19 protein-coding genes and 1 pseudogene are annotated in these 22196 nt (G+C 60.9%); 8 read left to right on the plus strand and 12 right to left on the minus strand.

From position 1 onward, the window contains the following. The first annotated feature begins 17 nt into the window (after positions 1 to 17). Entirely contained in the window at positions 18 to 947 is a 930-nt protein-coding gene (locus tag AC1DD5_RS16380) for a pseudouridine synthase (RefSeq protein ID WP_477522146.1), read from the plus strand. Between the two features lie 79 nt (positions 948 to 1026). Here AC1DD5_RS16380 and AC1DD5_RS16385 read toward each other — a convergent pair whose 3' ends face one another. Beyond that, positions 1027 to 1521 (minus strand): Lrp/AsnC family transcriptional regulator, encoded by a 495-nt coding sequence (locus AC1DD5_RS16385; protein ID WP_477522133.1) that lies wholly within the window; start codon positions 1519 to 1521, stop codon positions 1027 to 1029. A 173-nt stretch (positions 1522 to 1694) separates the two neighbouring features. Here AC1DD5_RS16385 and AC1DD5_RS16390 point away from each other — a divergent pair. Next, positions 1695 to 2897, plus strand: a pseudogene (locus AC1DD5_RS16390) (amino acid permease); the annotation flags it as partial. A gap of 86 nt (positions 2898 to 2983) precedes the next feature. On the opposite strand, the gene AC1DD5_RS16395 reads toward AC1DD5_RS16390, so the two are convergent. Beyond that, positions 2984 to 3553: an O-acetyl-ADP-ribose deacetylase gene (locus tag AC1DD5_RS16395; protein WP_477522134.1), complete on the minus strand. Its 570-nt coding sequence runs from the start codon at positions 3551 to 3553 to the stop codon at positions 2984 to 2986. A 53-nt stretch (positions 3554 to 3606) separates the two neighbouring features. On the opposite strand from AC1DD5_RS16395, the gene AC1DD5_RS16400 reads away from it, so the two are divergent. After that, positions 3607 to 4239 (plus strand): DedA family protein, encoded by a 633-nt coding sequence (locus AC1DD5_RS16400; protein ID WP_431118258.1) that lies wholly within the window; start codon positions 3607 to 3609, stop codon positions 4237 to 4239. Positions 4240 to 4246: 7 nt separating this feature from the next. Here AC1DD5_RS16400 and AC1DD5_RS16405 read toward each other — a convergent pair whose 3' ends face one another. The 8 genes from AC1DD5_RS16405 to AC1DD5_RS16440 all read right to left on the minus strand — a co-directional run bounded on the left by AC1DD5_RS16405 (position 4247) and on the right by AC1DD5_RS16440 (position 13903). Further along, positions 4247 to 4552 (minus strand): hypothetical protein, encoded by a 306-nt coding sequence (locus tag AC1DD5_RS16405; protein ID WP_477522135.1) that lies wholly within the window; start codon positions 4550 to 4552, stop codon positions 4247 to 4249. A gap of 115 nt (positions 4553 to 4667) precedes the next feature. Next, positions 4668 to 7466, minus strand: coding sequence for a phosphoenolpyruvate carboxylase (gene ppc, locus AC1DD5_RS16410; RefSeq protein WP_477522136.1), 2799 nt, complete (start codon positions 7464 to 7466; stop codon positions 4668 to 4670). Between the two features lie 117 nt (positions 7467 to 7583). Further along, on the minus strand, positions 7584 to 7913 hold the full coding sequence (locus tag AC1DD5_RS16415) for a hypothetical protein (protein ID WP_477522137.1): 330 nt from the start codon (positions 7911 to 7913) through the stop codon (positions 7584 to 7586). Positions 7914 to 7957: 44 nt separating this feature from the next. Beyond that, positions 7958 to 9088, minus strand: a complete 1131-nt coding sequence (locus AC1DD5_RS16420; RefSeq protein WP_477522138.1) for a hypothetical protein — start codon at positions 9086 to 9088, stop codon at positions 7958 to 7960. Continuing rightward, the gene (locus AC1DD5_RS16425) at positions 9085 to 10362 is read right to left on the minus strand and encodes a glycosyltransferase family 2 protein (protein ID WP_477522139.1); all 1278 of its coding nucleotides are present in this window, start codon (positions 10360 to 10362) and stop codon (positions 9085 to 9087) included. The genes AC1DD5_RS16420 and AC1DD5_RS16425 overlap by 4 nt, the downstream gene beginning before the upstream one ends. Further along, a complete protein-coding gene (locus tag AC1DD5_RS16430) occupies positions 10359 to 11282 on the minus strand; it encodes an ATP-grasp domain-containing protein (protein ID WP_477522140.1) in 924 nt (307 codons plus the stop codon). The genes AC1DD5_RS16425 and AC1DD5_RS16430 overlap by 4 nt, the downstream gene beginning before the upstream one ends. Further along, positions 11282 to 12196: a PIG-L deacetylase family protein gene (locus tag AC1DD5_RS16435; RefSeq protein WP_442017392.1), complete on the minus strand. Its 915-nt coding sequence runs from the start codon at positions 12194 to 12196 to the stop codon at positions 11282 to 11284. Before AC1DD5_RS16435 ends, AC1DD5_RS16430 begins: the two co-directional genes overlap by 1 nt. Before the next feature lie 111 nt (positions 12197 to 12307). Continuing rightward, entirely contained in the window at positions 12308 to 13903 is a 1596-nt protein-coding gene (locus AC1DD5_RS16440) for an RNA polymerase sigma factor (RefSeq protein WP_442004682.1), read from the minus strand. 209 nt (positions 13904 to 14112) lie between these two features. Here AC1DD5_RS16440 and AC1DD5_RS16445 point away from each other — a divergent pair, with 209 nt between their 5' ends. The 3 genes from AC1DD5_RS16445 (at position 14113) to AC1DD5_RS16455 (ending at position 17557) form a co-directional block, all read left to right on the plus strand. Beyond that, a complete protein-coding gene (locus tag AC1DD5_RS16445; protein ID WP_442004681.1) occupies positions 14113 to 14808 on the plus strand; it encodes a hypothetical protein in 696 nt (231 codons plus the stop codon). Between the two features lie 91 nt (positions 14809 to 14899). Then, on the plus strand, positions 14900 to 16438 hold the full coding sequence (locus tag AC1DD5_RS16450) for an Ig-like domain-containing protein (RefSeq protein ID WP_477522141.1): 1539 nt from the start codon (positions 14900 to 14902) through the stop codon (positions 16436 to 16438). Between the two features lie 291 nt (positions 16439 to 16729). Continuing rightward, positions 16730 to 17557, plus strand: coding sequence for a DUF1684 domain-containing protein (locus AC1DD5_RS16455; protein WP_442017396.1), 828 nt, complete (start codon positions 16730 to 16732; stop codon positions 17555 to 17557). A 27-nt stretch (positions 17558 to 17584) separates the two neighbouring features. On the opposite strand, the gene AC1DD5_RS16460 is transcribed toward AC1DD5_RS16455, so the two are convergent. Next, a complete protein-coding gene (locus AC1DD5_RS16460) occupies positions 17585 to 18856 on the minus strand; it encodes an acyl-CoA dehydrogenase family protein (RefSeq protein ID WP_442017447.1) in 1272 nt (423 codons plus the stop codon). Next, positions 18856 to 19704 carry an SDR family NAD(P)-dependent oxidoreductase gene (locus AC1DD5_RS16465; RefSeq protein ID WP_477522142.1) on the minus strand — a complete coding sequence of 283 codons (849 nt, stop codon included), beginning with the start codon at positions 19702 to 19704 and terminating at the stop codon, positions 18856 to 18858. Before AC1DD5_RS16465 ends, AC1DD5_RS16460 begins: the two co-directional genes overlap by 1 nt. Positions 19705 to 19795: 91 nt before the next feature. Between AC1DD5_RS16465 and AC1DD5_RS16470 the strand changes: the two genes are divergently transcribed. After that, positions 19796 to 20953, plus strand: coding sequence for a glycoside hydrolase family 76 protein (locus AC1DD5_RS16470; protein ID WP_477522143.1), 1158 nt, complete (start codon positions 19796 to 19798; stop codon positions 20951 to 20953). A gap of 183 nt (positions 20954 to 21136) precedes the next feature. After that, on the plus strand, positions 21137 to 22195 hold the full coding sequence (locus AC1DD5_RS16475; protein WP_442017399.1) for an iron ABC transporter substrate-binding protein: 1059 nt from the start codon (positions 21137 to 21139) through the stop codon (positions 22193 to 22195). Position 22196 lies beyond the last annotated feature (1 nt).

A 22196-nucleotide genomic window follows, 5' to 3' on the forward strand; every position in this document is an offset into this window, starting at 1 on the left:
AGTAGAATTGTCCAGTGATGCAATCCCCCCTTCCCGTGCGCGACGGCGTAAACGCGACCCGCCTGCGCCTCCCCGAAGAGGGGCCGTGGGACACTGCGATGGACTACATGATGCATCGTTGGGGACACATCGACCCGCAGGGCATCGAGGACCGTTTCGACGCCGGCGAAATCGTGGGCGAAGGCGGCGTACGCCTGAACAGGAGCACAAAGCTCGAGGACCACACCTTCATCTGGTACTACCGCACGCTCCCCCCGGAATCGCGCCTGCCGGTGGAAATCAACATCCTGCATCAAGACGAACACATCCTGGTGGTGGACAAACCGCATTTCCTGCCCACGACGCCCGGCGGTACGTACATCCAGGAGTCCGCGCTGGTCCGGCTGCGGAACCTGCTGAATCTGCCGGACCTCATCCCCATGCACCGCCTCGACCGAATGACCGCTGGCATTTTGCTGCTCTCAACCAACCCCGAGACCCGCGGCCGGTACCAGGTTCTCTTTGAGAAGCGACAGGTCCAGAAGGAATACGAGTGCGTGTCCGCCGCGGCACCTGCGAAGGGCTATCCCGCCGTCGAATTCCCCGTGGTGGTCCGCAACCGCATGACCAAGTCCCGCAGCTATCTGCTCGCCGAAGTTATCGATGGCGAACCGAACGCCGAAACGCGTATCGAACAGACAAAAACGTTCGACGCCGGGACTCACCAGCGCGCGCTGTATCGGCTGGAGCCGCACACCGGAAAGACACACCAACTCCGGGTGCACATGGCATCGCTGGGTCTGGGCATCGTCAACGACGCCTTCTATCCGGACCTGTTGGACAAGGCCCCGGACGACTACAGCAAACCGCTTCAATTGTTGGCCCGCGGTATCACTTTCGTGGATCCCATCACCAAGGAGCGCGTGGAATACCGTAGCCAACTGGAGCTCAGCGAAGCCCACGGCTGACCCTTCGCGGAGTCCGTTCCTTCCGCTAGCACAGGGACGTCAGACCCGATCCAGCCTGACGTCTGCCACGGGCGGCACATCACTCCCCCGGCATTAGGTGGTCGAATACCAGATTCGTCTGCGTGTTCGCGATCGCAGGATCCGACGCCAAGTGCACAGCAATAAAGTCACGCAACTCTTTGGGCGTCCCACAGGCGACGTGCATGAGGAAGTCCTGATCGCCGGCCAGCAGGAACACGCTCTGAACATTGGGCAGTGCACGCAAGCGTTGACCAATGGCCAGCATCTTGTTCCGCGCTTGGGAGTTGACGCGCACCGAGATCAGCGCGTACACGAGGAGGCCCAACGCTTCAAGGTCCACTGACGCGTGGAAGCCCCGGATGATCCCGGCATCCCGCAGCGCCCGGACGCGGCCCAGGCATGTGGAGGGTGCAATTCCTGCTTTGGAAGCCAACACGTTATTGGGAATCCGGGCATCATCTATCAGCTCCCTGAGGATCAGTCGGTCTGTTTCGTCCAGCCGAACCCGATTCGAAAGTGCTCTTTGAGTTCGAGTGCTGAGTGAATCTGACACTAAGACTCCCCTGTTCTTTTTGTGATTCTTCAAAATCCTTGGCAGCGCTTTGTGCTGGATTCTATCTTGAAGCGATTTGCAGAATCGACGAGGAGGTCGTGATGGGCAGTTTCGATAAGATCCAACAGCGGGAGGGCGGGCTCAAAAGGCGGCTCACGTCCCGGCAAATGACCATGATCGCCTTGGGCGGTGCGATCGGCACGGGGCTGTTCCTGGGAAGCAAGTTTGCCATCGGGCTGGCTGGCCCCAGCGTGATCATCAGCTACGCAGTTGGTGGCTTCATCGCCCTGCTCCTCATGGGGAGCTTGTCCGAGATGACAGTTGTCCATCCCACCTCGGGCTCCTTCGGCGCCTTCGCCGAGCACTACGTCAGCCCCTTGGCAGGCTTTCTGGTCAAGTACATGTACTGGTCCTGCATCGTGTTGGCCGTTGGAACTGAGGTGACGGCCGTCGGTGAGTATATGAAACTCTGGTTCCCGGACGTGCCATCCCTGCTGTGGGTCATCTTCTTCTCGGCTGTACTCATCGGTGTCAACACCATGAACGTCAAGGTGTTCGGTACGCTTGAATACTGGTTCTCCAGCGTAAAAGTCTTCGCCATTATGGCGTTCATCGTTCTCGGGTCGTATATCGTTTTCGGCGCCCGCACCGACGGCACAGGTTTCCAGAACTACACCGCTGATGGTGGTTTCTTCCCCAACGGGCTGTCGGGAACGTGGTTCGCAGTGATCGTGTCGATCTTCAGCTACCTCAGCATCGAAATGATTGCCATCGCAGCCGGTGAAGCCAAAGACCCCACCGCAGCAGTGAAGAAGGCCTTCCGCACCACCATCGCCCGGCTGCTCTTGTTCTACATCGTCACCCTGGCCCTCATTTTGGCTATCGCACCCGTCAGCCAGATCCTTGCCGGTGGCAGCCCCTTCGTCACAGTGATGCAGAACCTCGGTATCCCCTTCGCAGACAGTCTCCTCACGTTCGTGGTGATCATCGCGGCGCTCTCGGCCATGAACAGCCAGCTCTACATCTCCGCTCGCATGATCTTCAGCCTTTCCCGCAGTGGCGATGCACCATCGATGTTCGGGAAACTTCGCTCCAACGGGGCCCCTGTGAATGCCCTGATCCTGTCCACCACGGGCATCGCGATCGCCACCGTTGTCTACGCGATGTTCCCCGAGACTGCCTTCACCTTCATGATGGCCATCTCCATGTTCGGCGCCATGTTCACCTGGTTCATGATCTTCGTGACGCACTGGTTCTTCCGCCGCAGCATGAAACGCTCGGGCAAAGAACTCACATTCAAGACCAGGTTCTTCCCCGCGGGCACTATCCTTGGCGCAGTACTCATGCTGGCCATTGCCGTCAGCACCCTCGGCACCGAAGCATTCAACATGACACTGATCTTCGGCCTGCCATCCCTTGCCCTCGTGACTGTCCTCTACTTCGTGGTGCAGCGACGCAGGCGTCAGTCGTCCTGCCCTGATTCGAGCCCCAGCGATGATTCAAACACAGACCGGAAGACCGCCGTCGTGTCCTCCGAAAACAGCACGAACTCCACCAACTCAAGTCCGGTGGTGGTCGTGGCACCAGCTGAAGACTCAGATGAGAACGACCTCACGGCGTCGAGCGCTACTTCGGCGACCTCGCGGGCGTCCCAACCATAGATCCCGGCGCTGATCGCGGGAAAAGCGACGGACCGCGCACCCACCTCCACAGCGGCTTTCAGGCTTTCACGGAAGCACGAGGCTAGCAGCGCGGGATCGGTTTGCCCGGCGTGCCGGTTGGGGCCCACGGTATGAATCACCCAGCGCGCCGGGAGCCCGAATCCGGGCGTCACGACGGCGGCCCCAACAGGCAGCCCGTCCGGCAGTTTGCTGCGACGAACCTCGCGACAGGCCTCAAGCAGTTCTGGCCCGGCGGCCCGATGGATCGCTCCGTCCACTCCCCCTCCACCAAGCAGTGACGAGTTGGCGGCGTTGACGATCGCATCGACGTCGCGCATGGTGATGTCCCCGTGCAAGATTTCGATCTGCATTGCGCCAGTCTCCCGCCGAGCGGCCGGAGCGGCAAGTGCGGTACCTTGTGCCAATGGACTTCATCGCCCCCGAGACGTGGGGATCCGCAATTTATTTGTGGATCGTTCCCATGGTGCTGGGCGATGCCATCTTCCCGCCGATCCCGTCCGAAATGGTGGTCATCACCGGTGGAGCTCTGGCAGCCGACGGACACGCCAATTTCTGGCTCATCCTGCTGCTCGCGGCCTTCGCGTCCTGGCTCGGAGACATGGCTGTCTACTTACTGTTTAAGCGGCGGGTGAGCCATGTACTGGATCGCTGGGCATGGGGCAGGAAAGTCCACCGTGGAATCCATGAGGCCATCGCCAAGGCAGGCCGATCCTCCACTTATGGGGCTATCATCGGCGCCCGTTTCGTCCCTGGCGGCAGGCTGGCAACCTCGTCCGCAGCCGGAATCGCCAACGTCTCAGTCCGCGGTTTCAGCCTCTGCGCCGGCTTGGGCGCCGTGCTGTGGGCCGTGTGGCAGGTGGGCCTGGGCTACTTCACAGGCTCCGCGACCAAACTGCCATTCTGGGCCAGCTCATTGATTGGGGTGGGCGTCGGCTTGGTCATCGGTGTGGTGGTCGGACTGATTGTCACACGACGGCGCGGGAGCCGCTCCCCAGTGGATGAACCCTTCGATGGGGACGTGCCCCAACCGGAATGACGTTCGCCTAGATCGGCGCCCAACGTCCACGGCTGCGACGCAGCACGTAAAGGCTCCCGGTCAGCGCAACGCGTTCGACGGCGTCGCGCATCATGGCAGCCGAGGTCCGGGCTTCGTAGTTCTCACCGGTATAGTCGCGGTCGTTCACGGTGAAGCGCAGGCTGAGCTGCGGGACACCGCCCACAATGTCCAGCTGGTTCGATTCCACATGATGGCGGGTTTCCAAAGCTTCGATGGCCGCCGCCATGACCGATTCGGGAGGGTTGCCAGGCTTGAGGCCAGTGATCTTTAACTTGGTCTGGAACGACGGCATCCAACAACCTTAACGCCCAAGCGCAGCTGCTTTAAGCCGGAACGCTCCCCCGCCCCGTTGACGCTTCGTGGGGCGAGAGAGCGATCCGGAAAAACCAGCCGGATGTGAGAGAGCGTTAGCCGGTGTTCCGCAGGCCGGCGGCTACACCGTTGACGGTGATCAGCATGGCGCGCTGGAGCCGTTCATCGATCTCCGCGCCGGACACCGATTCCTCGCGCACGCGGCGAAGCAGTTCCACCTGCAGGTAACTGATCGGATCCAGGTACTGATCACGGATTTCCAGCGATCGCTTCAGGGTGGGCTGCGCGTCAAGGAGCTCGAGCTCCCCGGTCAGGCGCTCGATTTCAGCAACTGTGAGCTCGTACTCGTCCCGGATCATGTGGAACAAGCGGTGCAGTTCCTCTGGAACCAAGGAGGAAACGTAGTGTCCTGCAATCTCCATGTCCGTCTTGGCCAAGGTCATTTCGACGTTGGAAATCACCGAACGGAAGAAGTGCCAACGGTCCATCATTTCCATGAGCTGGTCAGCGTCACCGGCTTCGCGTGCAGCCTTCAGACCCGAGCCCACGCCGAACCAACCTGGAACGATTTGGCGCGACTGCGTCCAACCGAACACCCATGGGATGGCCCTGAGGCCGCCAAGGCCAGCCCCGGAATCGGGACGCTTGGAGGGACGTGACCCGATATTCAAGGAACCCAGCTGCTCCACCGGTGTGGACGCCAGGAAGTAGGCCGGAAGATCGGCGTCGTCGATCAATGCCCGGTAGCGTGCAAAGGCAGCATCGGAAATGGTTTCCATGACGTTGGCGTAGCGCACGCGCTCATCTTCCGAGGTACGCGGAGTCCGGTGCAAGGCAGAACCCTGCATGACAGCTGCCAAGGACAGCTCAAGGTTCTCGCGGGCAAGCTCGGGAAGGGAGTACTTATCCGAGATGACCTCGCCCTGCTCCGTGAACTTAATTTCGCCCTCAAGCACACCATTGGGCTGGGCCATGATGGCGTCATACGTCGGACCACCGCCACGGCCCACGGAACCACCACGGCCATGGAACAAGCGGACCCTCACGCCGTGCTTGGCAGCCACATCACGCAGCTTTCGCTGGGTCTTGTGGATCTCCCACTGGCTGGTCATGACACCGGATTCCTTGTTGGAATCGGAGTACCCGAGCATGATTTCCTGGACGTCGCCGCGGAGACGGACCAAGTCACGGTAGGACGGATCAGAGAGCAACTGATCCACAATCTCAGCGGAGGCGCGGAGCTCCTCCACGGTTTCCAGCAGTGGAGCAAAGCCAATCTTGGCGTGCGGCTTGGCCCCGAAGAGGTCAATCAAACCGGCCTCGCGTGCCAGCACAGCGGCGGCCAGGACGTCATCGGCGCCCCGGGTCATGGAAATGATGTACGTTTCCACGACGTCCGGACCGTAAGTGTGCAGGGCCTGGCGGATGCTCCGGAAGACGTCGTAGGTGCCGTCCGCAGTGCCTTCGAGCTTGATCGGATGGCCGGAGAGCGGACGGCGTGAGGCCAACTCGGCACCGAGGAATTCGAAACGTTCCTCGCGGGTCAAGGAGGCGTACGGCTTCTCGGTACCAAGACGGTCCACGAGCTGTCCGACGGCGTCGTGGTGGTAATCGGCATGTTCACGGATGTCCAGGGTTGCCAAGTGAAGGCCAAAGGCGGCGATCGCACGGCGGACACGGGCCAAGGCACCGTCGGCAACAAGGCCCGCAGCATGGTTCCGGAGCGACTCTTCGAGCAGGCCGAACTCGGCCAACAGCTCACTTGTGGTGGCGTAGTCGCGGCCGGGCTCGTGATACGTCGAGGCGGAAACTCGGCGGCCCGTGTTGATGAGCTTGGCTTTGATACACGTGAGCTTGAGTCGATAAGGCTCCTGGGCATTGAGCTCCAGGATGCGCTTGTCCAGACCGGGCAGGTTCTTGAGATCCACGTCGATCGAGTCCAACAGCTCCTGGTCGGCCCCGAACAAGGCGGTGGAGTTGGACAGGACCGAGATCAGCTCGTCGATCAACGCGATACTGATTCGAACTGCGTTCTGGTTCTGCAATTGCAGGATTTCGCGCGTAACTGCCGCGGTGACGTTGGGGTTTCCGTCGCGGTCGCCACCGATCCAGGAACCGAAACGCAGCGGCGCGCTGGCAGCGGGCAGCACCACGCCGTGCTCGGCAAGGAGTTCGGAAAGGTCAGTCAGCATCTCTGGCATGGCATCGGTGAGGATGCTGTTCAGGTAGTAGATCGCGTTACGCGCTTCATCCACGGGCGTTGGCCGGACCTGGCGAAGCTCATCCGTCTGCCACATTTGGTCGATGATTTCCGAGAGCTGGCGATCCTGCCGGCGCCGGGCAGACGTTCCCTCTTCAGTGGGCTGGGCCAGTACGTCGGAGAGTTTGCGGACCTTGTCCAGCACTGAACGTCGGGAGGCCTCGGTAGGGTGTGCCGTGAAAATGGGCCGAACATCCAGCTCATTCACAACGTCCTGAAGGACCTGCGGCCCAGCTTGGCCGGCGATTTCCGTGACAGCCTTCGCAAGCCAGCCGTCCTTCTCCTGCCTGGTCCGAAGCCCGCGGACGCGGTGGACCTGCTCGGCCGCATTGCTGAGGTGGAAATAGAACGCGAAGGCACGAACCAGATCCGTCGCCTGGTCCAGAGGCAGGGAGGCGAGCAACTCGCGGACCTGGGCAACGACGTCGTGCGCGCTCCATGGACCGGTCGCGTCGGCTCCGCCCCGTGCGGCCTCTTTGGATTCCTTGGTCAGCAGGCGGACCTGCTCCACGAGCTGCAGCAGTTCCGGGCCGTGTTGGCGCACCAGTGACTCACCCAACAGGGTGGAAACGCGGCGCACATCGGCCCGCAGTTCTGCAGCGAGATCGGTGTCTTGATGGGCAGTGTGAACCATAGATACTTACCTTCGGGATCTGGTTTGGCTCGTACACTGCGCTGGATACTGTGAGCCGGGTTACTAATGTTTCCTACGGGATCTTACCCGCACAGGACTCCAGTGCGGGAATACGTCTCAGATTTTGGCGTCACCGGATTGCTGCTTCGCGATCATGCCGGCCGACGGCGGCAGGACCACCTTCCCGGTGAACAGGGCGGCCTCTGCGGTGCCCGGGCCGGCTACCAATTTCTCGTGCCTTCGCTGCCGCATTTCCTCCCGGGCTGCCGCCGCCTCCATTTTGGTCGGCGCACCTGTGGCTGGCTCGATCGTGGAGAGGACACTCCCGAGTGTGCCCGTTGCCCCCTTCGCCGAAACACCCTTCTGCACCAGTCGCGTGCCAGCCCAAACCGATCCCACAATCAGTGCCAGGCTCACTACTGCCGCCATCACGGATTCCATGCCCATGCGCTCAGGGTACGCCCCCGGGGTGAGCACCGGACAGCCCATAATTACCGGGCCCAGGCTTTCCGCAAGACCTCCCAATGCCCGGCGTCCATGAGGCTTGCGGGTGTCACCGACACGGATGTTGCCCCGCCCCGAACAGCCTCATGCAACGCCGTTCCGAACCTTTCCGCAGAGATCGTGCCGTCATCGGACCACAGCCCGATAGACAACGACATGCGGGAGCCCGCGCGGCGGGTCAGGGCTTCAGCGAGGTCCTTCGTCTGCGGCGAGCGCTCTGCATTGAGTCCTACGTACTCCCAAACGTGGAGCCGGTAGAGCTGCTTGAGCAAGAGGTCGTAGTCATGGCCGCTGTCAGCGCGATCCGCCGACGGTGAATCCCGCGGCGAGCGGACGTCCATTTCCAGTCGTACACTATAGGGTTCGACGGCGGCTCCCACCCTCCGCACAATGTCCGCCATGGCTTCGCTCCGCCACGTGTTGATCCGGGCATCTGACTGATCAATGCCACCTTCATGGTTCCGGGGCCAGTCACCTTCACCGGTGGTGGCTTTGAAGTCATCGAAGTCTTCACTGCCAAAGGTGAAATCATCAAACATCAATTCCGTGAGATTCACGGCTGTGGGCCGGTACTTCTTCGCGACGGCGGCAGCCAAGGAAGCCAAGCGGGCGCCTGCCTTGCCGTGCCGCAGGGACGACACACTGGCGAAGGACTTGGATGGCTCTCCAGCGATATTTCGTCCTGCCAGGGAGGGGTCCTCACTCAGCGCACGGTCCAACAGGACATCGATCGTGAGGATCACATCACGTTGCGTGCCGTTTTTCGCCACCCCCAATGCTGAGATCGACTCCCCCACGAAGTCTCTTTTCGTGCTGGAAACCTCATAAGATCTGGCCTCTGCGTGGCCGGACCAGGGAAAAGCCGTCCAGTCTGTGCGTCCTACGGAAATCGACACAGCTGTTGCGTTCACTGCATCCAATCGCTCCGCCAAGTCAACAAGGTGCGAGGTGTCCTCGTTGACGACGTCCTCAAAGCCAAGATTTACCATGCGGTCCACGGGACGATGCTCCGGTTCTCGTGCGCAGGCGGTGACGCCCGAGAATGCAACAACGAGGACCGAGGCCACCAACGAAGCAGTTAGCCTGGCAATGAACGTCGAAGGTCCAATAGTCTTCATACCCCTGCCTCGTAACGGGGGCTGGCCTCAGCGGCAGTTACGGAGATCACGCCGGTCCGTTGCAACTTGTTCCACAGGGCAGGGCTGCCGCGGATCTCCTTGACGATTGCGCTGGCTAAAGCCAGTCCAACGAATACCGAGTACAGGGGCCACAGTGGCAACGTCCACAGAAAACGAAGATCCTTCCATGACCTGTTGAGGCCAATGGAGAAGACGATCAGCGCAAGGGATACAAACAATCCCAACCAACCAAGAATGGCGAGGACTTCAGCGGGTACGGGACCTGAACCAGCAAGGTACAGGAAAGGAAGCACCGCCAAGATGGCTAGTTGCAGCATAGGGATCACCACCATGGTGATGGCGTTGAACAAAAGGAACATGCCAAACAAGCCGTAACGCCGCCGCCCAAGCATGCCCATATGCATCCGGAGCGTCTGCAGCAAGCCCCGCGACCACCGAACGCGCTGCCGCCACAACCCGCCCATCGTTGACGGCGACTCGGCATAAACCAGCGCTGAGGGCTGGAACCTTACCCGGTAGCCGGCCTTATAGACACGCCAAGTAAGCTCAAGGTCCTCACCGAGCGTGTCCTCGTGAAAACCGCCTACCAGCTGGACTACGTCACGGCGGAAGGCACCTATGTTCCCGGAGACGATTGGCAGGCAATGCAACAAGGACAAGGCTCTGCGGACCAGGCCGGTCCCGACATGGCTTAGAACGGCAAGCATCATCGTTTGAACGCGATTCAGGTTAACCGGCCGGTCGTCGCCGCACACCGCTCCCACCTTGGTGTGATCAAAACCCTCGAGCATGCGCATCAGGGTGTCGGGGGCAAAAATTCCGTCGGCATCGACAAACATCAGGATGTCGCCATTGGCCTTAGCGATGCCATAGTTGAGCGCAGCTCCCTTCCCCGCGTTCGTTTGGGAGAGAAATCGCACCCGATCATATTGATCTGCAAGCCCGGCCATGATGCTGGCGGTGGAATCAGTGGAACCGTCGTCCACCAGAATCACTTCCAGACGAAGGTAGCGGCTGGCAAGGATCGACTCCACGCAACTGGTGATCACCACGGCCTCGTTGTAGCCGGGCACGATCACCGAGACCAACGGCCGGTCAGTGATGACGGAATAACGATGCTTGGCAGAGTTGGAACGGTAAAGCCGATTGAAATACAAGGCCAGTGGAACATAGACGATTTTGACCACACCGAAACCGAGAATCAGTACGCCTCCAATCTGGACAAATGCCAGGGCAGCATCAAGAGGTGTCACGCAGGCCTTCCGGTCAATCGACCGGCCACATATCGGCCAAGAACGTTCTCCAGGAGTTCGGGGGCGAACGCACTGTTTGCGCCAAACCTCGCGTTAATTTCCAGTACCACCGGACTTCCGTCCTGCAGACGGCGCACGTCCACGTCGACAGGTCCAGTCAATCCGAGCGCGGTCACGGCTGAATCAGCCAATTGAGCCACGTCGGCACTCTCGGCTCCCTCAATCCTCCTGACGGACACGGCGTTACCCACCCGCCCCTCTTTGAGTTCTGTCTTCTCCAACACCACCACAAGATCGTCCTGACCCGGCTCCGGCCTGCTGTGGAGGACCACGGGCGCGTACTCCGTTCCAGGCGCGAATCGTTGCACGATCCAGGAATCGTCCAAGGAGGACCAGACGCGGGCCGCGTTCCGGCCGCCGTCGCCAGTCTTTTCCAGGATCTGAACCCCGCGTCCACCGCGCGAAATCCGTGGCTTGACCACCAGGGACCCCCCTAACCGCGCCATCGCCTCGTTGACAGAGGCGAAATCGCCGGGGAGCCCGAAATCGGGGACAGCGACGCCTGCATTGGCAAGGCACCTCATGGTGAGGAACTTGTCATTCGCGATTCGAACGGGTGCGGGTTCGGCAATGAGGACCTCGACATTAGGAGCGAACCCTTGCCGGGCTTCGGAAACGAGCACGAGTTCATCGCTGACGGTTGGCACCACGAGCTCGATGCCATGGGCGCCCACGAGTCCCCGCAATTCCCACAGGTAGTCGGGAGAACTGGAGGCCGATACCAAGGAGACCATGTCAGCCGCTGAACCGTGGACCGGTTGCATATCAACGCCCAGGACCCAGTGTCCCAGTTCCCTCAGCTGATCCGCCAAGGAGGAGCCAGCTGGCCCTCCAACGCCTGTTACCAGTACCCGGACCATCAGAACTCCCCTACCGCAGAGCCAAGTAGTCGAACAGGTTCGAAACCCTCTGCATATGTCGTCTTCACTTGCGAGCCCCTGAACGCTGCGAGGCTGCGGACTCTTTCTGCACTCATATATGGCTTGCCCTTTTGGTTCCGGTGCATGGCAACGGCGTGAATCTTCACGTCCACATACCCCGCGATATCCACGAAGACACTGGGATCGAACTGCCGTGTGGATGAAGGACTCTCGAAGCACAGGATGGAGGAGTGCTGGCGGGCGGCCCGCATAGTCGCACTGTGTACGGCCTGATGGTCCTGGTGGTAGTCGTTACGGGAATGGGTAATCACAACGTCAGGGCGAAAATCGGCCATCACGGCTTCAATCGCTTGGACCATTTCATCCCCATGTTCCGCGAGGCTGGTGTCCGTAAAGTCGTGGACATGGACCTTGGACGCACCCATGAAATCCGAGCCCGATGCGGCTTCGGTGAGACGGATGGCGCTGTCTCCTCCCTTTCCCCCCGAGCTCATAACCATGGTTCGGACTTCATGCCCGGCATCGGCCAATTTGGCGAGGGTGGCACCGCAAGCCAATTCCAGGTCATCAGGGTGCGCTCCTATGGCCAGCACCCTTCGAGGCTGAATGGCCACACCATGGTGAATCCTGAAGGCTGGCGCGACAAGAAAGCCCACAATCAACGCGGCTCCTGCGAGCAGGACTACAACCTCAAGCCATGGGCGCTGCGTCGGCCCCATTGCGCATCCCACCAGAGACAGCAGCAACAGGGCGCCCAAACTTGCCATGGCCCATCGGAGGCCATGCGGCGAGCTGAACCTGCGAACGAACCAGTTTTGACCGATCGGGAGCAAAGCCCAAACCGCCGCCAACGCGCCCAGCAAGCCCGCAGCGGCCAACAACGTCGCTTTCATATTTCCCCTAAATTGCACAGATAAATGGGCGACTGCCCTCTCGGGGCACCGCCTCTGAGGTAGTGGCCTGAGCAATAGGTTCGTGACGCTGTATCCAGCAGTGATTCGGGGTCAGTATTTGTGCACAAATTCGCCAGCTGCAAGACCACTTCCACTCAAGGAATATGTCAGGACACCGGCGCCCTTTTTTCGCTTGGACTGGGCTGAAACCTGAAAATGGAGGTCGCTCCGCCGTGCCGAACCTGTAATGCACGTGACGGCTGTCCGCCCCTCCATCGAGCACGACCACCCTTCCGGAGCAATCAATGAACTCTCCTGGATCCGTGCATCCGGCTCCACAGAGAACACGGCTTTGGCCGGTCCCAGGGACTGTGAACCGCCGATCCCAAAGTCCACCTCCATGGCCGTCATGCCGGAACCATGGTCCTTTGGTATCCGCACCGAGGCTGTCACCGCTACAAGTGACGCGGGAAGGGCAGTTGCCGCTGATGAGGCGGGGTCCGGCGAAGGAACAGATTGTTGCGAGGGCGGCTGGGATTCCATGCCGGAAGGTACCGGGGCGGCGACCAAGGGTTCGGCCCCAGCGTTTGAGCCCTCATGCCCGGCGCTTGACGGCGCTGGCTCAACTGCAGCTGGCGACGCCGGCGATGGCAGGCTCGGCATCGGCGTCGCTGTGGGAGTGGGGGCATGAGTCCCTACGAATGACTCCTGATGGGAGGAACTTGTCTCAATGGCCAACTGCTCCATGGGGACATCCGGCGTCAAGCGACCAACGATTCCAACCGCGCCTAGAGCCAGGCCCAATCCTGCTACCGCCACCATGGCCATTACCGCTGGTTGCCCGATAGCCGGGACCACTATCGCTGCCTTGATGGGGACCAGCCCTCCCAGGAAACCCAGTCCGGCACCCTTGGCTGCCAAGGTGGCGAGAGGTACGCCGGTCACCAGCGGAATAAGCACAGCCCTCATGGTTCCCTGAACGTCCTTTAGTTCCGAGAGAGCGCCGGTGCATTTCGAGCAACCATTAAGGTGTTGACGCATCTTGCGTTCAGCAATCCTTGAAAGTCCACCTCGAATGAAGGTACCGAGTTTCGACGCGAATCCAGCGCAGTCGCTGTCCGGTTCTTCCGCCACATGGGCCTGCAGGTATTGCCTCCTCAGGCCTTCCCGTGCCCTAAGCGCCAGTGCTGACACGGCATTCGCGGACAGACCCAGAAGCGGCGCCACCGCCGCTGGCTTCATTCTTTCCACGTCCAGATACCACAGCACGGCCTGCCACCGTTCGGGAAGGGCGCGAAATGCCTTTGCGACCGTATGGGATTCGAAGGCTTTGACTACAGCATCGGGATCCGGCAGCGTACGGTCAAGAATTGCGTCATCGCTACTGGGCAGCGACCTCCCGGCCTTCCGGTTCCGATGATGTGACAGACGGGTGACAGTGGACAGCAGATACGCCCTGAAGAAGGTGTCCGGCCCCCGTCCCGCAACCAGGCTCTGCAATACGGCTTGGAAAGCCTCGGCCACAACATCCTCGGCGTCACTTGGATTGTCCACGTTTCGCCGGGCCACTGTGGACGCGACGGACATGTGGCGTTCGTACAGTTCGTCGAATGCGGACATGTCACCGCCCCGCACCAACCCGATAAGATGACCATCGCTCTCAACTCCCGCGCTGGAAGCGTTGTCAGTACCTGTCCCGGATGCCATTTAAGGCAGCCCCACAACGTATAAAATCGTGCCCATATATACGCAGTGCGCATCAAGCTCAAGTCATGACGCGAATTTGTATAGGCTCTTTACCAAAGAGGTCCTTCCACCGCTTTTCGTCATGAATCCTTAGTCGGACGCACTATTCGGATATGACATCGTTCCGGACAAAATCATTCGCCGAATGTACATTTTCCCGACACCTGTTGATGCGCAGATGGCAGACCACCAGTTATCAGAATGGTTGGCGGTTCCCCGCAGACTGGTTCCTGCCCGAGGTCCGCACGGTGGTGACATCGCTGGCAACTCGAGCCAATGTTCCACCTCCTACAGCAAGATCCTTGGGCGCGGCGCGGGCTAGGAACGGCGTTGGAATCAGCGAAACCATGACGGACTTCCGCGCCCTCTTCCTCGCGGCAGACCGGAACATGGATATAGAGGCTCTCCAATCCTTGGCTGAGGGATGGGCAGAGGCCGCCGATTCTGCACCAGCGATTTCGTGCACGGACGTTGAGACGGGCCTGGCCACGCAAGCCCATTTCCAGCGACAAATCCACGAACTCTCCATTTTTGGAACGGCATGTTCCCACCCTTACGCCCTTGCGATCCTGTCACTGCCCCAGCCCCTTGAGAGCCGCAGTCATCGCTGGACCCTGCTGGCGCGGCTCGGAGAAACTGTTCAACGGCAGCTGCACGGGACAGGTGCTACTGCCATGTACAAGAATTCTGCTGTCCACGTGCTGTTACCTCTCTCGGCGAACAACCTTGGGCAACTGATGGAGTGCAGGACTGCCATGGAAAGCCTGGGCGAAGGAGCCCTGCGACCCGCGCGCATGCAGTTCTTCCCGTTGGCAAATGCCTCTTCAGAGCCCGCGCCTCAGGACTACATTCCCGAGGCAATGTGAGTGAAGCCTGTTGGTGCCGTCACGAACAGCGTTGAGCCGCCACTCACCATGCGACGAGACACGCTTCCGCATTCGAAGGACCATCCAACACATGAAGAATCAGCTCCATCTAAAGTCTGCCTCCTTGGTGGCCGCGCTACTGGCTGTTGTGGTGACAGCCTTCGGGCTCGCCTGGTCGGCAGGGCCAGCCAATGCTGCCGTGATCCCGGGTGCGGCGGTCACCATCAGCACGGATTCAGTAGTTACGAACCAATGGGACCAAGTAGACCTGACCTGTCAGTGGTCCGTTCCTGACAACTCGCAACCGGGCGATACCTTCAACCTCCAGCTACCACCAGAGCTTCGATGGTTTGGTGCCGCGTCATTTGATCTTGACAACGCCGACGGCGTAACGGTCGCCAAGGCAGCAGCGAACGATGCCGGACAAGTGGTCTTCACGTTGACCGACTTCGTGGCGGACCATCCCAACAATGTGGGTGGGACGTGCAATTTCAGTACGCAATATACTGTGCAGCCGGGCACCGGCGAAACGACGGAACTGAACTTCACCGTGGGATCCACAGTGGTACGCGTGCCTGTGAATGTCGATGGTCCATGCACCAAAGACTGCGATCCCGCTCCCCCTACTTCGGCGGGGAAGTCCATGTGGTGGGCCGACGCTCCCCAAACTGAACTTGAATCCATCTTTTACATGCCTCCGATGCCTTCAGAATCAAACGACGTCGTTGTCACCGACACGCCCGCCGCTGGCATGGAAATCGATTGTGACCACGTCACTCCGCGGGTGGGCAAGGTTGTCAGCAGCTCCGGAAACATCACCGAGCCAATGGACAACGAGCGATACCCCGCAACTGTCGAGTGCACTCCCCAAGAAGCAACGGTGCGATGGACGGGCCTGCCCAAGGGCGAACGGGTGGAGCTGTTCGTCGTCACCAAAGTGACCGACAAGAAGCTGGACGTCTACACCAACAGCGGAACCGTGACTATTGCAGGCGAGGAAACCCCCGTTGGGGCCGAAACCCGGCGGACGCGCGCTGACGGAACAGGCAACGGAACGGCAAGCCCGACACCGACGCCCACGCCGACCCCGAGCCCCAGCACCGCAACACCCACACCCACGCCGAGCCCCACCACCGCAACACCCACACCGACCCCGACACCCACACCCACGCCGAGCCCCACCACCGCAACACCCACGCCGACGCCGAGCTCCACCACCGCAACACCCACGCCGACGCCGAGCCCCAGCACCGCAACACCCACACCCGCGCCGAGCCCCAGCACCGCAACACCCAAGCCGACAACAACACCCACGCCGACGCCGAGCCCCAGCACCGCAACACCCACACCCACACCCACGCGGACGCCGACACCGAGCCCCAGCACCGCAACACCCACGCCCAGCCCTAGCATCAGCACCGCAACACCCAGCCCAAGCGCCAGCACCACAAGCCCGGTACTTGTAGCCACTGACGAGCCCACTCAGCCCGCAGAAGTTGCAGGACCAGAACCCCTGGCTACTACTGGCGCTCAAAGCCCAGCCTTCATCTACGCAGCCGCTGCACTGTTGGCCTTGGGATCGTTGCTCGCTTTCCTGGGCGTCAGGCGATCGGCTCGTCGTCAGCACTAAATAGCAAAAGGCCGAGTCGGATGGCCACGGACATCCCGATAGCCATGCAAGACCGCAAGGACTCATAGGCTCCACTGCGAATGGCGATCTCAAGCAAACGATGGGCCGCGCACACGATGCGCGGCCCATCGTTGCACGCATAGGGTTGCACTCATAGGGTTGCACGCATCCGGACGCATGGTCGGGGTTCCACGCTCAATGCTGCACGCTTCCGGGAATGCACCGGTGCGGCGCATAGTTGAGGAGATTGCAAAGCCGCCCAACCGTGGCTCACATCTGACGAGGAGAATCATGAGCTCGCCCACCACTGCAACAGATGCCCAGCTTGCCCGTTGGGAGCGGTTCCGAGCGTCTCGAAATGCAGCACTGGCCTCGGATCACGGCTGGCTGACGCTCACATCGTTTCAGTGGCTCGAGTCGGAGCCGGCAGAAGTCGAGTTTGCCCCGGGCCTGTGGTCAACGGATGGCAGGACTGCAACCCTCACGGCCACCAGCGAGGACGGCCTGACCCTCGTTGAAACCGGCGAAAGCGTTGATGGCACCGTGACGGCAACCCTGCAGGATGAAGAGTCCCTGATGTGGGTGCAGTACGGCGGCGAAGACGGCAAGCAGGTGGTGGTGGAGCTTGCGATGCGGGCGGACAAGTATGCCATCCGGACCAGAGATGCGGGCTCGCCTGTTTTTACGGACTTCACTGGGGTTCCCACCTACGATTACAACCCGGACTGGGTGATTCAGGGTCGGTTCGAACCCTATGACCAGCCGGTGGATGTACCCATCGGAACGGCCAACCCCTTGGTGGACGGCGTTCATCGTTCGGTCGGGGAGGTGGTGTTCCGGGTTCCTGGCGTTGCCCATGAAGTTCGACTCCATGCTGAGGAAGAGAAACTCGGCGCTTTGAACGTGACCTTCCATGATGAAACCAACGGCGACACCACGGACGAGTGGAGGAAGGTTTTCATTCCCCGCCCACGCCCTGATGGATCTGTGGTGATCGATTTCAACCGCGCCATCAACTACCCCAGCGCCTTTACCCCTTATGGCACCTGCCCGATGCCGGTCCGCGGAAATTCCATCGACGTCCGCGTTGAGGCTGGCGAAAAGATCCCTCAGGAGTAAAGCGCCGGGAACCCGGACAGCGGCTGGCTAGACGATCGCAGAGACACCCGTTACTGCACGGCCCACGATCAATGAGTTGATCTCGTATGAGCCCTCGTAGGTGAAGATGGCCTCAGCGTCGGCGAAGATCTTGGCAATTTTGTAGTCGGTGACGATACCGTTTCCGCCCAGGATGGAGCGTCCCAAGGCCACACTTTCACGCATGCGTGCACTGCAGTAGGCCTTTGCCAGAGCCACCTGTGACATGTCGGCACCGCCGTGCCGGGCACCTTGTGCGTCGCGGGAAATGCCCTCCTGAAGTTGGGCGATCCGCACCATCATTCCCATGCTGGCCACGGCGTTGCCGAGCATGTCCACCAGGTGCTGTTGGATCAGCTGGAACCGGGCAAGGGGTTTACCGAACTGCAGTCGTTCCACCGCATACTGCCGTGCGACATCGAAGGCTGCCAACTGCTGGCCGACTGCCTGCCAGGCAACCATGATCCGTGAGCCGCGCAGGAGGTGGTTCGTGTCCGCGAAACTGCTGATTCCTGCGAAACGGTCTGATTCCGTGACGTGGACGTCTTCGAAGAGAATGTCGGCATTCTGCACTGTCCGCAGGGCAATTTTGTTCTCTATCCGGCTCCGCGTGATACCCGGTAGTGAGGCGTCCACAATGAATGCTCGTACAGCACCATCGCTTTCATCTTTGGCCCAAACCAGCATGTAGTCGCAGAACGTCCCGTTGCCGATCCAGCGCTTGGCGCCGTTGATCACCCAGTAATCGCCGCCGTCGGACTCCGCCCTTTCCACACGGCGTGCTGTTGTCTGCATACCGCCCGCGACGTCGGATCCGTGCTCTGGTTCGGTGAGCGCGAAGGCGCCCGTTGTGCGGAGGTTTGAGGCGTCGTCGAGGTATTTGTCCTGCTGGACATCGCTGCCAAAGTCGTAGAGCGACTCAACGAAGAGATCATGATGGACCATGAAGAACGTCGCGATGGAGGTGTCCACCCGTGTCATCTCGGCAATGACCAGCCCGGCGAACAAATGTGTGTAGCCGCGCTGGGCGGGAGCACTGAGCCGGAGGGCCGCGAGCTTGGGCAGGATGTGTTCGGGGAACTCGGCTTTGTCCCACCACTGTCCGGCGTAGGGCGCGATCTCGGCGGCAAGGAAGGAGCGGAGCTCGTTGAGTTTCCGCTGTTCCTGGACACTCAGGAGAGACTCAAAGTCGAAGAAGTCGGCCTTGGGCAGGTCCGCCACAGACGCCGGTATGTAGCGCCCCGAACCCGCGGGAGCCGGCCCTCCGCTGTAGTCCCCCATCATTTCAGGCCCATGCGGATGGCGCCGTCCAGCCGGATCGTCTCGCCGTTCAGCATCGCATTCTCGACGATGTGGGCGGCAAGATTGGCGTATTCGGGCGCGCGGCCGAGCCGCGCAGGATGGGGTACTTGCTGGCCGAGCGACTCCTGGGCAGCTTGGGGCAATCCGGCCATCATCGGAGTCTCGAAGATGCCGGGGGCAATGGTAGCAACCCGGATCAGGGAGCGGGCGAACTCGCGCGCCAGGGGCAGTGTCATCGCCGCAACAGCACCCTTGGATGCGGCATAGGCTGGCTGGCCGATCTGCCCTTCGAAAGCGGCGACGGACGCCGTATTGATGATGACTCCGCGTTCCGGGCCGCCTAATTCGGTAGTGACCGGCTCATTTTCCACCATGGCTGCAGCTGCCAGGCGGATGACGTTGAAGGTTCCAACGAGGTTGATCTGGATGACTTTGTTGAATGCCTCGAGCGGCAGGACACCATCACGGCCCAGGACCTTGCCCGGCGTGGCAATGCCTGCGCAGTTAACTACGATCCGCAGGGTTCCCAACGAAGCGGCGGCGTCGACGGCGGCCTGGACCTGGGCTTCGTTGGTCACGTCTGCGGGGGCAAAGACAGCCCGTGGAACTGAATCCCCACCAGCGGAACCCGCGGCATTCGAGCCAGCTCGGTTCGAGCCAGCCGCCGAGCCAATGGTGTTCAACTCCGCCGCGTAATCCTCCCCGGCAGAATTTGGCAGGTCCACCAGCACCACCGACGCTCCGCCGTCGAACAAACGCTTCGCGGTTGCCGCGCCCAAGCCTGACGCCCCGCCGGTGACCAGCGCGACCGTGCCCTTGATGTCCATCCATCCTCCTTGATGCAGAACTCAAATCCGTTAATGCATGTTAACTGGAATTGTGATCGAGCGCACCCCGAGCCCCGGATAGGCTGGTTCCATGCCCACCGAAAGCAGTCCCGCCGGCCAGCAACCACCCGCAACGGAGGCGGCAATGTGGGCCATTCGCGCAGATGAGGCCGCCCGTTCTGTCACACGCGCCTTCGGTCGACGGCTGCTTTTCCTCCCAGGCACCCACATCGGCGCCATCAGCACCCCCTCCAGGGGCATCCGCAGCCTTCTCGGTCCATGGCACTACTGGTGGCAGGCGCACTACGTCGACTGCTTGGTGGACACGGGTCGGCGGGAACTGGCCGCCAAGAGAAAGTTCGACGGCGACTCCCGCCCGAGCGCGGGACGGCTCGCTTCCCGGCTGGTCACCACCATCCGGCTCAGAAACTTCTTCCGGTACGTCAACAATTACTACGACGACATGGCCTGGCTGGCATTGTCCACGCTTCGGCTGGAAAAGCTGGCCGAGGAGACGCGAAAGCCCGGACGTCGCCGGAATGCGTACATCCGCCGGAAGCTGACGCTTCAATTCGACTCAGCCTCCACGGACGACCTGGGTGGCGGAGCATTCTGGAGTACCAAGAGGGACTTCAAGAACACCCCGGCAACGGCCCCTGTGGCCCTCTACTTCGCACGAACCGATCACCGTGAGAGGGCTCAAGCCCTGGTGAATTGGCTGAACGGTAAGCTCCTTCACCCCGATCGAGGCCTTTATCTCGACGGATTACGGCTGCGCAAGGGGCAAGTAATCCTCGAAGATGCGATCTACACCTACAACCAAGGGCCAATCCTTGGGGCACTCCTGGAACTGGGCGGAGTGGAGAACCTGGACCGCGCCGCCCATCTGATCGAAGCCGTTGCAAGGGAGCTCACGATGCCCGGCACGCAAGTAATTCACGGTGATGGAACCGGGGATGGGGGCCTCTTTACCGGCATCCTGATCCGTTACCTTGCACTCGCCGCGAGGGATCAGCGCCTCCCGGAAACCACGCGCAAGGCAGCCAGAGGCCTTGTATTCAGCACAGCCGGGGCCTTCTGGGATGGCCGCTGGGAGTCCACCAGTGATCCCAAGTATCCGGGTCCCACCTTCTCCCCCAACCCCCTGCGCCCGGCGAGGGAGACGTATCCAGCGGGGACCGCCGTCGAGCTTTCCACCCAACTGCAGGCATGGATGACACTGGAGGCGGCAGCCACGCTGGCGAGCTAGCAATTAGGGCACGCAACAGTTACGTAATTGTTGTGATCCTTGTCACATAAGCCCTTCAGGCTTTGGAAGCATAGGTTTGCCTAACCTACGCTTTTCTCAGCGGGTTCCCCCAAACCTTCCCGCTCACACGGAACAAGCCCAAAGCTTGGCACTCTGTGTCTTTGTTCGCAGAAAGAAGCCCTTATGAAGCTCTCCAAAAACGCGCTGGCGGGCATCGCCCTGCTCGCATCCGCCGCCCTTGGCCTCACCGCCTGTGGCTCCAACGCCAGCACGCCTGCCGCCTCCGGTTCGCCGTCGGATGCGGCTGCTTCGGGCGAAGGCATCACGGTCTACAACGCGCAGCATGAGAGCCTGACCCAGGAATGGGTGGACGCCTTCACCAAGGAAACCGGCATCAAGGTCACCATGAGGCAGGGCTCGGATACCGAACTTTCCAACCAGATTGTCCAGGAAGGTGCAGCTTCTCCGGCAGACGTATTCCTGACAGAGAACTCCCCCGCAATGGCGCAGGTTGAGAATGCCGGATTGTTTGCCGACGTAGACAAGGCCACACTGGACCAGGTCCCCGCTGAATTCCGTCCTTCCACGGGCAAGTGGACCGGCATCGCAGCCCGCTCCACCGTCCTGGTGTACGACAAGAACAAGATCAGCGAAGACAAGCTGCCCAAGTCGATGCTGGACCTGGCGAACCCGGAGTGGAAGGGCAAGTGGGCCGCTTCACCGTCCGGTGCTGACTTCCAGGCGATCGTCGCAGCGCTGCTCGAACTCAAGGGCGAAGCCGCCACGGAAGAGTGGCTCAAGGGCATGAAGGAAAACTTCAAAGCCTACAAGGGCAACAGCACGGCCATGAAGGCCGTCAACGCTGGTGAAGTGGACGCCGCCCTGATCTACCACTATTACTACTATGGCGACCAGGCCAAGACCGGCGAGAACTCCAAGAACGTCACACCGTACTTCTTCAAGAACCAGGATCCGGGCGCGTTCCTTTCGGTCTCCGGTGGCGGTGTCCTGAAGTCGTCCAAGAAGGCAGCAGATGCCCAGGCATTCCTGAAGTTCATCACCGGCAAGAAGGGACAGGAAATCCTGAAGACCGGTACCTCGTTCGAGTACGCCATCGCCTCGCAGGTAGATGCCAATGACAAGCTTGTGCCCATCAAGGAGCTGCAGGCACCCACCGTTGACCCGGCCAAGCTGAACTCCACAAAGGTCACCGATCTGATGACCAAGGCAGGACTCCTGTAAT

It is taken from the genome of Paenarthrobacter sp. 10L420, from assembly GCF_056395385.1.

What these genes read in the sequence shown, in the direction of transcription:
- AC1DD5_RS16445 (WP_442004681.1), top strand. Translation starts at nt 14,113, where the DNA reads ATGCGCAGATGGCAGACCACCAGTTATCAGAATGGTTGGCGGTTCCCC.
- AC1DD5_RS16450 (WP_477522141.1), top strand. Translation starts at nt 14,900, where the DNA reads ATGAAGAATCAGCTCCATCTAAAGTCTGCCTCCTTGGTGGCCGCGCTA.
- AC1DD5_RS16440 (WP_442004682.1), bottom strand. Translation starts at nt 13,903, where the DNA reads ATGGCATCCGGGACAGGTACTGACAACGCTTCCAGCGCGGGAGTTGAG.
- AC1DD5_RS16400 (WP_431118258.1), top strand. Translation starts at nt 3,607, where the DNA reads ATGGACTTCATCGCCCCCGAGACGTGGGGATCCGCAATTTATTTGTGG.
- AC1DD5_RS16395 (WP_477522134.1), bottom strand. Translation starts at nt 3,553, where the DNA reads ATGCAGATCGAAATCTTGCACGGGGACATCACCATGCGCGACGTCGAT.
- AC1DD5_RS16465 (WP_477522142.1), bottom strand. Translation starts at nt 19,704, where the DNA reads ATGGACATCAAGGGCACGGTCGCGCTGGTCACCGGCGGGGCGTCAGGC.
- AC1DD5_RS16415 (WP_477522137.1), bottom strand. Translation starts at nt 7,913, where the DNA reads ATGGGCATGGAATCCGTGATGGCGGCAGTAGTGAGCCTGGCACTGATT.
- AC1DD5_RS16430 (WP_477522140.1), bottom strand. Translation starts at nt 11,282, where the DNA reads ATGGTCCGGGTACTGGTAACAGGCGTTGGAGGGCCAGCTGGCTCCTCC.
- AC1DD5_RS16380 (WP_477522146.1), top strand. Translation starts at nt 18, where the DNA reads ATGCAATCCCCCCTTCCCGTGCGCGACGGCGTAAACGCGACCCGCCTG.
- AC1DD5_RS16470 (WP_477522143.1), top strand. Translation starts at nt 19,796, where the DNA reads ATGCCCACCGAAAGCAGTCCCGCCGGCCAGCAACCACCCGCAACGGAG.
- AC1DD5_RS16405 (WP_477522135.1), bottom strand. Translation starts at nt 4,552, where the DNA reads ATGCCGTCGTTCCAGACCAAGTTAAAGATCACTGGCCTCAAGCCTGGC.
- ppc (WP_477522136.1), bottom strand. Translation starts at nt 7,466, where the DNA reads ATGGTTCACACTGCCCATCAAGACACCGATCTCGCTGCAGAACTGCGG.
- AC1DD5_RS16435 (WP_442017392.1), bottom strand. Translation starts at nt 12,196, where the DNA reads ATGAAAGCGACGTTGTTGGCCGCTGCGGGCTTGCTGGGCGCGTTGGCG.
- AC1DD5_RS16455 (WP_442017396.1), top strand. Translation starts at nt 16,730, where the DNA reads ATGAGCTCGCCCACCACTGCAACAGATGCCCAGCTTGCCCGTTGGGAG.
- AC1DD5_RS16475 (WP_442017399.1), top strand. Translation starts at nt 21,137, where the DNA reads ATGAAGCTCTCCAAAAACGCGCTGGCGGGCATCGCCCTGCTCGCATCC.
- AC1DD5_RS16420 (WP_477522138.1), bottom strand. Translation starts at nt 9,088, where the DNA reads ATGAAGACTATTGGACCTTCGACGTTCATTGCCAGGCTAACTGCTTCG.
- AC1DD5_RS16460 (WP_442017447.1), bottom strand. Translation starts at nt 18,856, where the DNA reads ATGGGGGACTACAGCGGAGGGCCGGCTCCCGCGGGTTCGGGGCGCTAC.